This is a genomic window from Corynebacterium sp. 1103A (assembly GCF_055700955.1).
The window spans coordinates 25,901-40,658 of the sequence record NZ_JASTTF010000004.1; the positions used below are offsets into that span (position 1 = coordinate 25,901).

Consider the following 14,758-nt stretch of genomic DNA (forward strand, 5'->3'; position numbering starts at 1 on the left):
ATGGTGCGGCTACCTAAATCTCTTCGTCTTCGCCCGGGGCCTTGTCGGCCAGCGGGAGGTCGGCGACGGATTCCGCCTCGCGCGGGTTGACCTCGTCGGCCCACTGGCCGGGGCGCTGCGGAGCCTCGACGCCGGGGATCTCCACCAGCGGGCAGTCGTGGTAGAGGCGGTCGAGGCCGTAGTGGTCCCGCTCGCCCTCGCGCTGGACGTGGACGACCACATTGCCGTAGTCCAGCAGCACCCAGCGGTTTTCCCGGTTGCCTTCGCGGCGCTTCGGCTCATAGCCGGCCGCGGTCATCTCGTCTTCGATCTCGTCCACGATGGAGCGCACCTGGCGCTCGTTATCGGCGGAGGCGATCACGAAGACCTCGGTGACCGCCAGCACGTCGGAGACGTCGATAGCGGCGATGTTGCCGCCCAACTTCTCCTGGGCAGCGCGCGCGGCTACCTCGGCCATGCTCCGGGCTACGTCAGTAATAGACAATGCGGGAAATCCTTCAACAAATTCTGCAGGCGTTAACTTCTACCAATAATCGTTACTAGTGTCCCACGTTTTCGGACATTTTCCTACTCGCGGCGCGCTGCTAGAGCGGCTGTTCGGGGTTGATGCGGTAGAGATTGTTCTTGGCAATATATTGCACTACCCCATCCGGGACCAAATACCACACCGGCCGGCCGGCGGCAGCGCGCTCACGGCAATCGGTCGAGGAAATCGCCATCGCGGGGATTTCCACCAACTCTATCCCCTGCCGCGACTGGCGGGGCAGCATTTTGTCGGTCAGCTCGTAGCCCGGGCGCGTCACGCCTACGAACCGGGCCATCTGCAGCATCTTCTCCCAGTCCCGCCAGCTCATGATCGAGCTGAGCGCGTCCGCGCCGGTGATGAAGAACAGCTCGGACTCCGGGTAGAACTCCCGCAGGTCCTGGAGCGTGTCGATGGTATAGGTCGGCCCCTCGCGGTCGATGTCCACGCGGGAGACGGTAAATCGCGGGTTGGAGGCGGTAGCCACCACCGTCATCAGGTAGCGGTGCTCGGCAGGGGTTACCTGCCGGTCCGCCTTCTGCCAGGGCTGGCCGGTAGGCACGAAGACCACCTGGTCCAGCTGGAAGCGGTGCGCTACCTCGCTCGCGGCCACCAAGTGGCCGTGGTGGATGGGATCGAAGGTCCCACCCATAATCCCTATACGGTTGCTCATGGATGGCTAGTATACGTCCCGGCTAGGGGCGGGTGTGGCCGTTGCCCTGCAGCACCCACTTAGTAGAGGTCAGCTCCGGCAGGGCCATGGGGCCACGCGCGTGCAGCTTCTGCGTGGAGATCCCGATCTCCGCCCCCATACCGTAAACCTCGCCGTCGGTAAAGGCGGTCGAGGCATTGAGCATGACCGCGGCAGCGTCGACCTCGTTGGCAAAGCGCAGCAGGACGTCTGCGTCCTGAGCGGCGATGGCCTCGGTGTGGCCGGTGGAATAGCGGCGGATGTGCTCGATGGCCCCGTCGATACCGTCGACGACCTTGGCGCAGATGTCCATCGACAGGGATTCTTCCGCCCAGCCCTCCTCGCTGGCCTGCACCGCGCCCTCGACGCCGAGTGCGGCCAGCTCCTCGGTGTCGCCGTGGATGGTCACCCCGGCGTCCTGGAGGGCTTGGATGACACGCAGTTGGTCGGCGGCCGGCAGGGCGGCATCCACCAGCACGCACTCAGTGGAGTTGCACACCGAGGTCCGCCGGGTCTTGCCGTTGATGACCATGGCGACGGCCTTGTCCAGGTCCGCGGAGGCGTCGACGTAGAAGTGGCAGTTGCCGGTGCCGGTCTCGATGGTCGGCACGGTGGCGCCCGTGACCACGGCGTTAATCAGTCCGGCACCCCCACGCGGGATGACCAGATCGACCAGGCCACGGGCGGTAATCAGGTCCCGGACCGAGCCGCGGGTCTCACACGGCAACAGCTGGACCCCGGCGCGCGGCAGGCCGGCGGCCTCCAGGGTGGACTGCAGGATCTCCACCAGCTTCTCGTTGGAGTTGCGGGCCGACTTCGAGCCGCGCAGCAGCGGCACGTTGCCGGACTTTAAGGCTAGGCCGAAGGCATCCACGGTGACGTTCGGGCGGGCCTCGTAGACCATGCCCATAACCCCTAGCGGCACGCGGATCTGGCGCATCTGAATGCCGTTGTCCATGGTGCGACCCTGCACGATCTCCCCCACCGGATCCTGCAGACCGGCCACCTGGTTGAGGCCGTCCGCGATGCCGGCGACGCGGTCAGCGTCTAGGCTCAGGCGGTCGATGAGTGAATCCGACATGCCCGCCTTACGGCCGGCGTCGATGTCTTTTTGGTTGGCCGCGAGGATCTCCTCGGTGGCCGCGCTTAAGTCCTTCGCCGCCTGCCGCAAGATCTCGTTCTTCTGCGGGGTGGTCAGCTGCGCGATCTGCGCGGCGGCCTCCTTAGCCGCGCGGGCCTTGGTCAGCACCTCGTCCCGCTCGGCTTGGCGTTCTGGGCTCAGTTCATCCGTAGATTGAGTCATGCGTCCCAGTGTACGTAAACCCCCGCCGCTCATCCCCCGGATTGATGCACTGGGTCACACTCACGCGCTCCCGGGCAGGCGGTGATTCGCGGCGTTAATAACCGGCGTCGACGTCGACCTCGGTGGGCAGGCTGCCGCCCTGGGCGAAGGCCCGGGCCACGGTAACGGTGTGGGCGCCGCTGCGTTTTTTGACCGAATAGGGCGGATTGGCCACGTGTGGGGTGATGACCACCTGCGGCATCTCCCACAGCGGGTGCCCGTCCGGCAGCGGTTCCGGGTCGGTCACGTCTAGGCCGGCGCCGGCGATGCTGCCCTCACGCAGGGCCTTTACCAACGCATCCGTGTCCACGAGGGGACCGCGGCCAACGTTGATGACCACGGCGTGCTCCGGCATCTGCTCCAGGGCGCGGCTGTCCACCACGTGGTGGGTCTCGTCCGTCAGCGGCAGCAGCAGCACGAAGTAGTCCGCTGCCGGCCAAACCTTATCCATCTGTTCGGTCGGGATGGTGCGGTCCGCGCCCGGCACGTCTTTGCCGCTGCGGTTGACCGCGATGATCTCTGGGCCAAAGCCGCGCAGCATCTCGATAAGCCGCGCGCCGATGCCGCCGGCGCCGACGATGGCGACCGTCTTGTCCTCGAAGAGGAAGGAAGTGTGCGCCTCTACCTCGTCGCAGTTGTCCCAGGTAGAACCCACGCGGCGGTGGGCGTGCAGCTGCGCGAGCAACAGTGCGATGGCGGATTCGGCCACGGTCTCATCGTAGAGCCCGGCCGCGTTCGACCAGCGAGTGCCGCAGGTGCGGGTCAGCTCGCGCATCTGCGGCAGCAGCGCGTCCACGCCCGCAAAAGGCAGCTGCACGAAGCCGAGGGACTCCGGCAGGCTCTCCGGCAGATCGTCGGCGCCGCCGGTGAAGAACAGGAAGTCCGCCTGCCCCAGCTGCTCCATGCCCAGCTGGGTGAAACCGGCCTCGTCGAAGGCGGCTTGGGCGGCGTCCCAGCACTGCGGGTACATCACGTATTTCATGGCTTAATAACCTGCTTCCGGGTTGACTTCGGTGGGCATGCACTCGCCGGCGGCGAAGGCCCGGGCGTTGGCGTCAAAGACCGGGCCCATGTGGAAGCGCGCCACCCGCTGGGAGGCCGCGATGTGCGGGGTAATCGTGCAGTTCGGCAGCGCGTAGAGCGGGTGCCCGTCCGGCAGCGGCTCCGGGTCCACAACCTCCAGGCCGGCGCCGGCGATGGTGCCGTCTTGCAGCGCCTGCACCAGGTCGTCGGTCACCACCGTGGCCCCGCGGCCGACGTTGACAAAGATGGCGCTAGGCTTCAGGCGGGCGAAGAAAGAGGCATCGATAAGCCCGTTCGTCTCCTGCGTTAGCGGCAGGATGTTCACCACGAAGTCGGCGCGGCCCCAGACCTCACCGGCCTCTTTAAGCGCAAAGGTCTCGTTAGCGCCGGCGACCTCGCGGCCGGAATTATTCACGGCGATAACATGCAGGCCGAACGGGGCGAGCAGCTCAATCAGGCGCTTGCCGATGCCGCCCGCGCCCAGCACCACCACCGTCTTTGGCTCGCGGCCGGCCGGGCTGTAGAGCCACGCCTGCTGCTTGTCGAGCTGGCCGGCCACACTCCAGTCCGCGGCCAGCGCAAAGGCCTTGTGCTGGTGGGCTTGGGAGAGCAAAAGGCCCAGCGCGGACTCGGCGACTGGGGTGGCGAAGGCGCCGGCCGAATTCGCCCAGCGCAGCCCGCCTTCGCTAATCAGCCCGGCCCCGATGAGGCCCTCCACCCCTGTGAAGCAGTGCTGGATGAAGCCGATGTTGCCCGGCATATCCGGAATCTTGGCGGGGTTCGGCGTGGTGTTGATATACGCTTCCGCGTCCTCCAGCCGGTCGACGCGCTCGTGACCAGCCGCGTCGATATCGGCGACCGTCTCTTCCCAAACGTAGGGGCCCATAAAAAATTTCATGGGCCCCACGCTACGCGACCGAGCCGCCGGCCGCGACGCCTTGCGCTTTCTTTTTTACCCTCCGTTTTAAAGGCGGGAGGCGTAGTTGGACAGGTAGTCCGCGTGGACGACGGCGCGGTGCATCTCCACTGGGAGCTCGTCGGTGTGGCGGCCCATGATCTCGCGCAGGGTGCTGGAGTCGAAGTTGACCTCGCCGCGGCCGATGACCTTGGACTCCGGGCCGACGATGTCGACGATCTCCCCAGCGCGGAACTCGCCATCCACGTCGGTGATACCGACCGCGAGCAGGGAGTTGCCGCCGCGGGTGACGGCCTCCTCCGCGCCGGCGTCCAAGCGCAGGGTTCCGCCGGAGTCCGCCGAGTACAGCGCCCAGAACTTCCAGGCGGACAGGCGGCGCTCCTCGCGGGTGTGGAAGACCGTCCCGACGCGGGAATCTTCCAGGGCCGGGCCGATGTTGTCCGCCGAGGTCAGCAGCACCGGCACGCCGCCGCGGGCGGCCAGGCGCGCGGCAGAGACCTTGGAGGCCATGCCGCCGGTGCCCACTTTGCCGCCGTCGCCGGCGGCCACGCCCTTAAGATCCTTGCCGGTGCGGACTTCGTCGACGAACTGGGCACCCGGCTCCACCGGATTACGGTCGTAGAGCCCGTCCACGTCAGAGAGCAAGAAGAGCGCGTCCGCCGAGGTCAGGTGCGCAACCAGGGCGGAGAGCCGGTCGTTATCGCCGAACCGCATCTCGGAGGTGGCCACGGTGTCGTTTTCGTTGACGATCGGTACGGCACGCAGGTGGCGCAGGCGCTCGATGGTGCGCTGGGCGTTACGGGCGCGGTCGCGCTTGCCGGCATCGGAAGCCGTCAGTAGGACCTGGCCGACGGTGCGGCCGTAGCGGGCAAAAGACCGCGACCACTCGTAGGCCAGGTGCACCTGGCCTACCGCGGCGGCGGCCTGCTTGGTGGCCAGGTCCGTGGGCCGCTGGGTCAGCCCCAGCGGCTTCATACCCGCGGCTACGGCGCCGGAGGAGACCACGATGACGTCGGAGAACTCCATGCGGGCCTGGATGGCGTCCACAATCCGGTCAATTTTCTCTGGGGCGACGGAGAAATCATCGCCCGTCAGCGAAGAGGAACCGATTTTCACCACCACGCGCTTGGCTTTGGCGATTTCCTCGCGCAGTTGGGACTCGTGCCCCATCGCCAGGGACTCGTCGGCTTGTGGCGCCGGGTCCGGGAAGGGGGTCTCCGGAGCTTGATCCGCATACGGCTCCAGCGGCAGGGGCCGGGAAGGCTGGTCGGAAGAAGTACTGTGATTGTCCGATTGCGCAGTCATGCCCACTGATCATACAAACCTACCGCGCCGGTGTGCCGGCATTACCTACTTTTGGCCCACCTCGCCCCGCGCGGCCGGCGCCGGCAAGGGGGTTGTCTAGCCCTGCCAGCGGTCGCGGTTGGCGCCCTCGCGGGTGACTTCTTCGTCCTGGCCGTAGTCGTATTCGTCGATGAGCCCGCGGCGGGCCTGGGAGGCGCGCTTGCGCTCGGCGGCAGAAACGCGCGAGGTGCCCTGTAGGCGGGCGTCGTGGCCGCGGCCAGCCAGGGTCGGATCCCCGGCGGTCATCGGCTCCCATTCGAAGGTGATACCGCCGATGGTCACTGGCGCGCCCTCCACGGCGCCGGCCTTGCGCAGCTGGTCTTCCACGCCGGCCTTGGCCAGGCGGTCGGCCAGGTAGCCCACGGCCTCCTCGTTCTCGAAGTCGGTCTGGGTGATCCAGCGCTCGATCTTGTCGCCCTCGACGATGAAGCCGCCCTCGACCTCCGGGTCTTTTTCGACCGTGAACTGGGCGAAGGAACCGCCGGTGCGGGGGCCGACCGCCTTCGGGCGGATGACCGTGTGATTCGGATCCGCCTTCTGCTTCGGCCGCTCGCGGCGGGCCTTATCCACCGCTTCCATCAGGGCGTATTTCAGCGGCTCCAGACCCTTGCGGGCCACCGCGGAGATAATAAAGACCGGCCAGCCGAACTGCTTGTCCAGGTCATCCTTGACGAATTCCGCCAGCTCGGCTGCCTCCGGGACGTCGGCCTTATTGAGGACGATAAGCCGCGGGCGGTCGCGCAGATCGCCCAGGCCGGTGTCCTCGTCCAGCACGGACTTGTATTGGGACAGCTCGTTTTCCAGCGCCTCGATGTCGGAGACCGGATCGCGGCCCGGCTCGATACTGGCGGTATCCACGATGTGGACCAGCACTGCGGTGCGCTCGATGTGACGCAAAAAGTCCAGGCCCAGGCCCTTGCCCTGGGAAGCGCCCGGGATAAGCCCCGGTACGTCCGCGATGGTGAAGGAAGAATCCCCCATGTCCACCACGCCGAGGTTGGGCTGCAGGGTAGTAAACGGGTAGTCACCAATCTTCGGCTTGGCCGCAGAGAGCACGGAAATCAGCGAGGATTTGCCGGCCGAGGGGAAGCCGACCAGCCCGACATCGGCCATCGACTTAAGCTCCAGGACCAGGTCGTGCGCCTGCCCCGGCTCACCCTGGAGCGCAAAGCCCGGGGCCTTGCGCTGGGCCGTAGCAAGCGCCGCGTTGCCGAGGCCGCCGTAGCCGCCCTCAGCCGCGATGAAGCGCGTGCCCGGGACCGTCAGGTCCGCCAGCACCCGGCCCTTGGCGTCCTGGACTACCGTGCCGGCGGGCACCTCCAGCACCAGATCCTTGCCGCGGGCACCGTTGCGGTTGTCGCCCGCTCCGTTGCCGCCGCGCTCGGCCTTGATGTGCGGGCGATAGTGGAAGTCCATCAGCGTGTGGACCTGGTTGGAAACCTCCAGGACGATGTCCCCGCCGTGTCCGCCGTTGCCGCCGTCCGGGCCGCCGAGGGGCTTGAATTTCTCGCGGTGGACGGACACGCAGCCGTGCCCGCCGTCGCCTGCCTGCAAGTGCAAAACGACGCGGTCAACAAATCGGGCCATGGTGCCTCACCTACAATTCCCCACGTTAAGAACAGATTTTCACTTAAAAAGGGAGTCTACCAGCCCGGTGCCTAGGGCCCGGAATGCTCACCTGCTACGCCGTAGACACCATCGCCGGTCCTCGTCTCCGGTTGGTCAGCCTGCTGCCGACGGCGTCGCCGTCGGCGCCACTCCTTGACGGCCACGATGATTAAGACGATCGCGATGATGGCCAGAGCGGCGAGCATCCACCAACTAAACGACGGCTTCCACGAATAGTCCCCGTCGGATCCGAGATCCACGCGCTCGGCCTCGACCAACAGGCGGTCCGAGTTAATCCCGTACGGGGTGCAGGTCACCAGCGTGAGCTTGTCCTTGCCCTCCTCGTAGGTCACCGCCTGCCAGTAGTCCGGCTTGACCACCTTGCGGCCGGTGACCCGGTAGTGCAGCTTCTCCCCCATGACTTCCACGGTGGCGATCTCGCCATCCTTGAGCGAGGGCAGCCGGTCGAACATGGAGGCATCCACCATGCCGGTGTGGGCGGTAATCACCGCGTTGGTGCCGGCCCCGCCCACGGGCAGATCGCTGCCGAACATGTGGCCCGCCCCCTCGTAGAGCACGTCCGGCTGGGTGCCGTGGTAGACGGGCAAGTCCACGTCGATGGCCGGAATGGTAATGCGCGCCATCATGCCGTTGGTCTCCGGGGCGTTCAGCGTGGACAGGTACTCCTGCCAGCCCGGGGACTCATCGACCGGCGGCAGCGCGTGGTGGCCCTGCTGGGACAGCCGGGCATTGTAGTCGCGGGCCTCGGCCAGGTACTGCCGCGCCCGGTTCGGCGGGTCGATCTTTTTCACCGAACCGCTGTAGTCCTCCGCCTGCTTCTGGATCCGGTAGTCGTTATACAACGTCGCGACCACCGGGTAGGACAGGATGAGGATACCCACCAGGATCCACACCAAAGAGCGCCACCGGCGGTCCCGGCCCGACCGGCCACTATGCCTACTGCGGCCGTGCCGCACAGCACGGGCATCGCCGGCAGCGATGGCGGCCGGGTCAGCACCCGTGCTGGGGCTGGTTAGTTCCGCGATGACTCCTCCGCTCCTTGGGTTTCGTCCAGCTCGTTTTCTTCATCATCCCGGTGGCGCAGGTAGCGAATCAAGCCGGCGGCCAGAACCAGCAGACCCAGCAGGAGGATAAAGACCAGGGTCTGGCGACCAGTATCGGGCAGCATCCAGCCGATGCTCTCCGGCAGACGGATGGCGCCGTAGCTATCCGAGTCGCGCACGATAGCGCCCGTGTCCTCTTGGCCCACGACGCTGGCGGCGACCGTGACCGTGCCGTCGTCCCCGCCGCCGTAGCGGAAGAACTCCTCGCTGGTCTCCGGCACGGCGACGTCGAATTCGCAGGTAAAGGACGCGCCCGGTGCCAGCTCCTCGCCCGACATGCTAGCCGCGCAGACCTCCGCCGGCAAGACTCCGTCCTCGCCGACGGTGACGGTTTGGCCATCGCCGAAGCTTATCTCGCGGCCGGCCAGCCCCGGTTCGGCATACGAGAATTCCTTCAGCGGCAGCGCGCCCGGGTTGGTCACGGTGTAGCTGAAGTGCATCTGCGTGGCATCATCCGGCAGGAGTGCGGTGTTCGCAACCGCGCCGGTGATTGCGGACAGCGGCGCGCCGTCGATGTGCTTGTCGATGTCCACACCCGGCATCCGGTTGATGCCGGTAAAGGCCCACTCGGCCCCGTCACGCGAGAGGTCCGTGGCCGACGCCACCGGGTTCACGCGCACGGTCCAGCCGGTCGGGACCTGGACCGTGGAATCCGGGTTGACCTCGTCTGGGCCTTGGCGGTGCTCCACGCCGTCAGCGACCGGGCCCAGGTTCGACAGGTTCTCACCGAAGTCGTCGCCGAATTCGACCACCGCGTCTACGTTCGGGTTGTCGTCCTCGGTTTCGTAGACCGTACACGGCGCGTTCACGTCGACGTCGTGGATGACGTGGGTCTCCCCTGCCTGCAGGCTGAAGGACTCGCCCGTGCACGAAGCGTAGAAATCGTAGTCCGCGTCGCGCGGGGCGTCGCCGTCTACCTCCTTGGTAAACGCCAAGTCCACGGTAGCGCGCGGGTGCACCGCCTCGCCGGCCACGCTCAGGGCAACCTGCTCGGCGCCCGGGTTGCGGGCAGAGCCCGGAACCCCGAACTCGTAGGAGTAAATCTTCATCTCTTCGGTGACGTCCCACGGCGCGACATCACTGAGTGGGCGCGTTGGGTTCTCGGTTTCCGAGGTGGCCGCTCCCCAGTGGGCGAATTCCATGTAGGGGGCACGGTCGCCTTGGTTGACCTCTAACTCCGGGCGCGGCGCCAGGGCCGGGGACTCCCCCGCCTCGATGCGGCACTCAGAGCCGACCGGAATCTGGATAACCCTGCCGCGCAACGGCGGCGTGGAGGTGCTCAGATTACCCTCGGCGAAAGAGGACTGCAGGTCGAAGCTCAAGGTCTCGTCGAAGAGAACTGCGTCCCTATCATCTGCGTCCTGGCAGGTGAGGTGGTAGTTGTACCCGGCCGGATCGGCTCCCTCGAGGTAGCCATCGTGCATGCTTGTCACGCGTGCGTCCACCATGCGGCGCGAGTAGTTGTTCACGAACTCAAAGGTCTGATCGATCTCCTGGTCCGCGGCGTCTTCGACGCGGACGGCATCGCCCGGCGAATCCACGTTGAGCTCCAGCTCCTCCGGGGTGTCAAGGGGCTGGTTTTCGGTGAAATTACACAGCGCGCCCGACGGCACCTGGACCGGTTCCGACTCGAAGCGATAGACCCCGTCGCGCTCGATGAATTCGCTAAGCTCCAGCGTGTTCGGCAGGGTCACTTCGCCCAGGCCAATGCTGGAGTAGGAATATCCCACGCCGCGGCACTGGTAGGAGAAGCCGAACTGCTGGTCTTCTGCCAACCGCGCCAGGTTCACCGCGTCGCCCTTGACTTCCTTGGTCAAGCGCACCGTAGCCGGCAGGAACTCGTAGGTGTTAGTCAGGTTGATGACGTTGCCGGGATCGGAACCGTTGTCCGCCAGGACCGAGAATTCCAGGGATTCAGTGGCGTCGTTAGCCAACTCGTCATCGACCAGCGTCGTGCCGTCGTTGTGCACGGAGGCCCAGTTGACCTGCTTCGGGCGCAGGTGGGTCTCCAGCTCCATGCCGTCCTGCTCCTTCGTCATGTTCAGGGTGCCGAACTTGTTGCCGCTGATGCTACACTCGGCGCCTTCCGGAACGTCGACGAATTCGGTCTGCCCGGGGCCGGTGATGGTGGATTCGCGGACCGCGATGACCGAGTCCTTGTCCCCTGGATCGTGGCAGGTCAGCACGAAGTCGTGCTGGTAGAACACCCGACCGTTGTCCGGGTGCGACGGTCCGTTATCACCGCCGAAGGGACCTAAGTCCCACTCGGGGAAGGTGGCCTGGACGTCAATCGGGGTGCGCGCGATCTTGTTCAGCTCGACCGTGGCCGCGCGGCGGTTAAAGGTATTCGTGATCTTCGCGGCGATCTCGCCCGTATTCTGCGGGTTCTCCGGGTTCACGGCAACAAAACGCAGGGGGTCATCGATAGCCGGGCCGGAGCCATCGCCGCCCTCGAGGGAGATCTTGCTCTCCGAATCCAGGCCCGTGCCGCTGGCGAAGTCCTGCTCCACCAGCTCACAGCGGCTGCCGGCCGGAACCGCCGCCAGGCGCTCGGCGCCCTCGGTACTGGTCATCGTGTCGGTAACCGTGATGGTGGCCCCACCAGCCGGCGGCACGCACTGCAGGGTCACGGTGTACCCGCGCTCGCGCAGCGCGTCCTGGCCGGCCGGCGAAATCATCGGATCCTCCGGGTGCGCGAATTCGACCAGCTTCTGGGCCGAGATATCACGCATCTGGTAGGCGTAGGCGTGCTCCAGGTTGATAACGGTCGACTGGCCGATCGTGAACGAGCCTTCCATGAGCTCGTTGTCGGCGAACTCGTAGCGCTGCTCGCTGCCGTCGTCCTGCGACAGCGTCGCGCTACTATCACGACGGACTGGGAAGGTGATGCCATCCATGGTCCGCAGACCACTGGTGGATTCATTACGGATCTCCTTGATCCGGCATTCGGCGCCCTCGCGCAGAGAGGAGCTATCGATCTCGTGCCGCGGGTTGTCCGGACCCAGGGTGAAGTTTTCTTCCGCCGGCGACAGCGGCAGGGGCGCGCCATCGATCTCACAGGTCAGCTGGTATTCAACGTCCTCGCCCAGGCGCGCGATACCGGCGAAGTTCTGGTTGATGGTAAGGCCTTCACCGGCCGGCTCGAAGGTATTGGTCACGGTGACTTGGTTGTCGCCCTCGGTGACTTCGTGCGCGCTCTGCGACAGATCCGAGCTCCAGTTAACGCCGCTGGGCAGACCGCCCGGAGTAGTCTCCGTGAACGTACATTCGTTGCCCAATGGTACGCCGAGCGCCCCGTCTTGGTCGTTGACCAAGGCGGCTAGCTCCGGGTTGTCCGTGTCCGCGACCAAGCGCTGATCTTCGTTGGCAGCCAGCCGAACGCTACCGGTCAGGCTCACCGAGGGGTAGCTGCCGTCGGCGGCGCGGACGTTGCGGGTTCCGCAGCGGAACTGCAGCTCGTAGGAATCCGGGAACTGCCCGGCCATGCCGTTGGTGTCCACCAGCTTCTGCAGGTTAACCGGGGCGACCTCAACGTCATAGTCGTTCGTCACCACGACCGGCACCGTCGCTGCGCGGGAGGCCGGCGGGACGACGAATTCGACGCTTGCGGACTCAACCGTCCGCGTTTCCGACGTCCCGTCCGGAACGGTGATGCTCACCGGATTATCTGACGGGAGGATGCCGGCGTCCGCGGGGTAGTCAAACTCGCCTTCCTCCACGCGGCAGGTGGCGCCGACCGGAACGTCAGCGACGGAGAAATAGTTCTGCGTGCTGGTCGTTCCCTCGGCCTCAACCAGCGACTCCGCGAAATCGCCGCGCTGGCAGCGGACCGTCACTGGGTAGTCGTAATGCAGACCGCGCGCCTTTTCGCCGCCCGGGCCCGTCAGCTGCTTGACGACATTGAGCTCCCGGGTCTTGTAAGAATAGTGCGCTTCGATACGCATCTCCTCGGCGCCCGCGGCAGTCGGGTTCTCATCCAGCTCGAAGTGGTAGGAGCCGGATCCATCCGCCGGGGTGTCCTGTCCCTTGAAGGTGACCTCTCGGCCGTCGAAAATCATGAACTCTGTCTGCTCCCGGTCGAGGCCTGTCAACGGCGACAACGTGCAGTCACGGCCGGTGGGGATGCCGGTGATTTCGGTAGAGCCCGACAGCTCCCCGCTACCGGACAAGCTCAGGGTGACGTCCTGGGCGTAGTTGGTGCCCTCACAGGTCAGGTGGAAACGATAATCCTTGGGGCTTCCCAGCTCCGCTACCGGCGCGCCGGTGACGTGCTTGGACAGGTCCAGGGTGCCCAGCCGGGCCTCGTAGTTGTTGCGCAGGGAAACGGCGTTATTGCCCTCGGTCAGGGTCAGCACCTGCGCGTCAATGCCGTTTTCCTCCTCTGTCCGAGGAGCGGCGTCGGGATTCGATCCCTGCTTCACGTCCCATACCAGGTCCCAGTCCTGGCCCTTCGGACGCGGTTCCGCCTCCCCAAAGTCCTCGACCACGCGGCACTCGGATCCGGTCGGCAGGCCATCGACGGTGGTGGTACCACCATTGAGCAAGTCGGCTTCGCCCGTGACCACATCATCGCCGTAGGCCCACAGGTAGGCATCCGAAACGTTGCACTGGTATTTCAGGTGGAAAGAACGGTTCTGGTTTTCCGCGAAGGTAGCCGCGGAACCGGCGACCGATTTCTGCAGTTGCAGCGAGGCGGTCTTAAACCGCGGCTGCCATTCCACCTCACAGTGGACCGCGTGGTTGTCCGTGTTCGTGGTGCGTACCTCGGAAAAATGCTTCTCCGGGTCGTTGAACAACGTGAATTCGCCCGCTTTCGGGGAATTCTCGTCCAGGGTGTAGACCTCGTTCTCGGTGGCTTGGTAGGAACACTTCCATTGCGGGCGGTAGCGGTCAAAGACCTTGTCCACTTGGTCGCCCTTGGCCTGGGAGCGGAAGACCTGCTCCGACATGGCACGCGGGTTGCGGTCCTGCAGGTTACCGTTCTGGTCGCGAGTAGTGACAATCCGCAGGGCCTCGCTGTAGCGGTCGCCCGTCGACTTCGAGATCGGGGTCTCCTCGCCGTCGTCGGCCAAGAACATATCCGTGTCGAACCCGGTGGCCTGACCGGTCACGGTCTGCTCCATCGTCGTGTCGGCCTTCTGGCTAGTCCGCATCAAGGACAGCGGCACGGCCAAAGCAAAAGCCTGATTTCGGGTCGAAAAGGTCGTGACCTCGAGGCTCTTGGGAGTATCAGCCGACCACAAGTACGTACCGGACTTGCCCTTGGACTGCGGCCATGCGCCACGGCTTTCTGCACAGGCAATGTCCCTCGTCTCTTGGCGAGAGGGATCGCCCGCGCGGTAATACTCGTAAACATAGCGCCGGGCTCGCGGGCCATTTTCGCCGACGATTTCAGCATCATCGTTGCGGTAAACAAAGCTTCCATCGTCATTGCGCGCACGCCCGTAATAGTTGTCACCCGCTAAAGGTGCCGGCTGACAAGCAGAATCAAAATCCGGCGGGGTTATCTGCCCCCAGTCCTCAATAACCGTGTTCGGATTGAGGTCATCCATGACCATATGCTCGCCGTAGGCCTGCACCCTAGTCGACTCGGCGTCAGCCAGCACCATGTTGTAATTCGGCAGTGCCGCACCAGCCTTCTTGTCCACGATCTGGATATTCCGGAAGGTGAACTTTGCCTGCTTAATCGGGCTGAACGTGGCCGTAGCATTCCGCTGATCGACGTGGATGATGGGTTTGGTCTGGTCGCCGGCAAAGGGAGAATAGATAGTATTTTCCGCGTCTGCATACCCGAAGGCCGAGTAGGTTTGGCGCTCACCGCGCGCAGTCACGTGATCTGAGGGAATCGCCTGGTTGATCTGCAGGTCGAAGGACAGCTCGTAATGGCCGATCTGCTTGGTGAACTTCTTCGGGGTGGTAGACAGCGCACCAAGATCGCTGAAGTCGATCCAGCACAGCTCCGGAATGTCGTCGACGAGCGGGCCGCGGGTTTGCCGGACGGCGCAGTCCCCGAAGTCGAAGTCGCCGGCCTGCCCCGCCGAGCCGTCGTTGGTTTGGGCCTGCGCCTGCGGCGTCACTTCCTCTGAGAAATTGCCCGGCACCATGAACGCAGAAATGTACAAGACGACGACGAGAACAAAGGCGAGTAGCCTACGCCCGGGCATCAGCGTGCTCCTGTTCTTCATTC

At 65.3% G+C, this 14,758-nt stretch carries 9 protein-coding genes; all 9 read right to left on the bottom strand.

Features of this window, described 5'->3' with window-relative positions:
- Positions 1–13: 13 nt before the first annotated feature.
- Positions 14–484 (bottom strand): ribosome silencing factor, encoded by a 471-nt coding sequence (gene rsfS / locus QQS52_RS04285; RefSeq protein ID WP_290222855.1) that lies wholly within the window; start codon positions 482–484, stop codon positions 14–16.
- A gap of 100 nt (positions 485–584) precedes the next feature.
- Entirely contained in the window at positions 585–1,196 is a 612-nt protein-coding gene (gene nadD, locus QQS52_RS04290; RefSeq protein ID WP_472772729.1) for a nicotinate-nucleotide adenylyltransferase, read from the bottom strand.
- 22 nt (positions 1,197–1,218) lie between these two features.
- Entirely contained in the window at positions 1,219–2,517 is a 1,299-nt protein-coding gene (locus tag QQS52_RS04295) for a glutamate-5-semialdehyde dehydrogenase (protein WP_472772730.1), read from the bottom strand.
- A gap of 94 nt (positions 2,518–2,611) precedes the next feature.
- Complete coding sequence (locus QQS52_RS04300) at positions 2,612–3,538, bottom strand: D-isomer specific 2-hydroxyacid dehydrogenase family protein (protein WP_472772731.1); 927 nt, start codon at positions 3,536–3,538, stop codon at positions 2,612–2,614.
- Between the two features lie 3 nt (positions 3,539–3,541).
- Complete coding sequence (locus tag QQS52_RS04305; protein WP_472772732.1) at positions 3,542–4,477, bottom strand: D-isomer specific 2-hydroxyacid dehydrogenase family protein; 936 nt, start codon at positions 4,475–4,477, stop codon at positions 3,542–3,544.
- Between the two features lie 66 nt (positions 4,478–4,543).
- Complete coding sequence (gene proB, locus QQS52_RS04310) at positions 4,544–5,800, bottom strand: glutamate 5-kinase (protein ID WP_472772733.1); 1,257 nt, start codon at positions 5,798–5,800, stop codon at positions 4,544–4,546.
- 96 nt (positions 5,801–5,896) lie between these two features.
- Positions 5,897–7,426 carry a GTPase ObgE gene (obgE, locus tag QQS52_RS04315; protein ID WP_472772734.1) on the bottom strand — a complete coding sequence of 510 codons (1,530 nt, stop codon included), beginning with the start codon at positions 7,424–7,426 and terminating at the stop codon, positions 5,897–5,899.
- A gap of 71 nt (positions 7,427–7,497) precedes the next feature.
- Positions 7,498–8,424 (bottom strand): class C sortase, encoded by a 927-nt coding sequence (locus QQS52_RS04320; protein ID WP_472772735.1) that lies wholly within the window; start codon positions 8,422–8,424, stop codon positions 7,498–7,500.
- Between the two features lie 56 nt (positions 8,425–8,480).
- A complete protein-coding gene (locus QQS52_RS04325) occupies positions 8,481–14,756 on the bottom strand; it encodes a DUF5979 domain-containing protein (RefSeq protein WP_472772736.1) in 6,276 nt (2,091 codons plus the stop codon).
- Positions 14,757–14,758 lie beyond the last annotated feature (2 nt).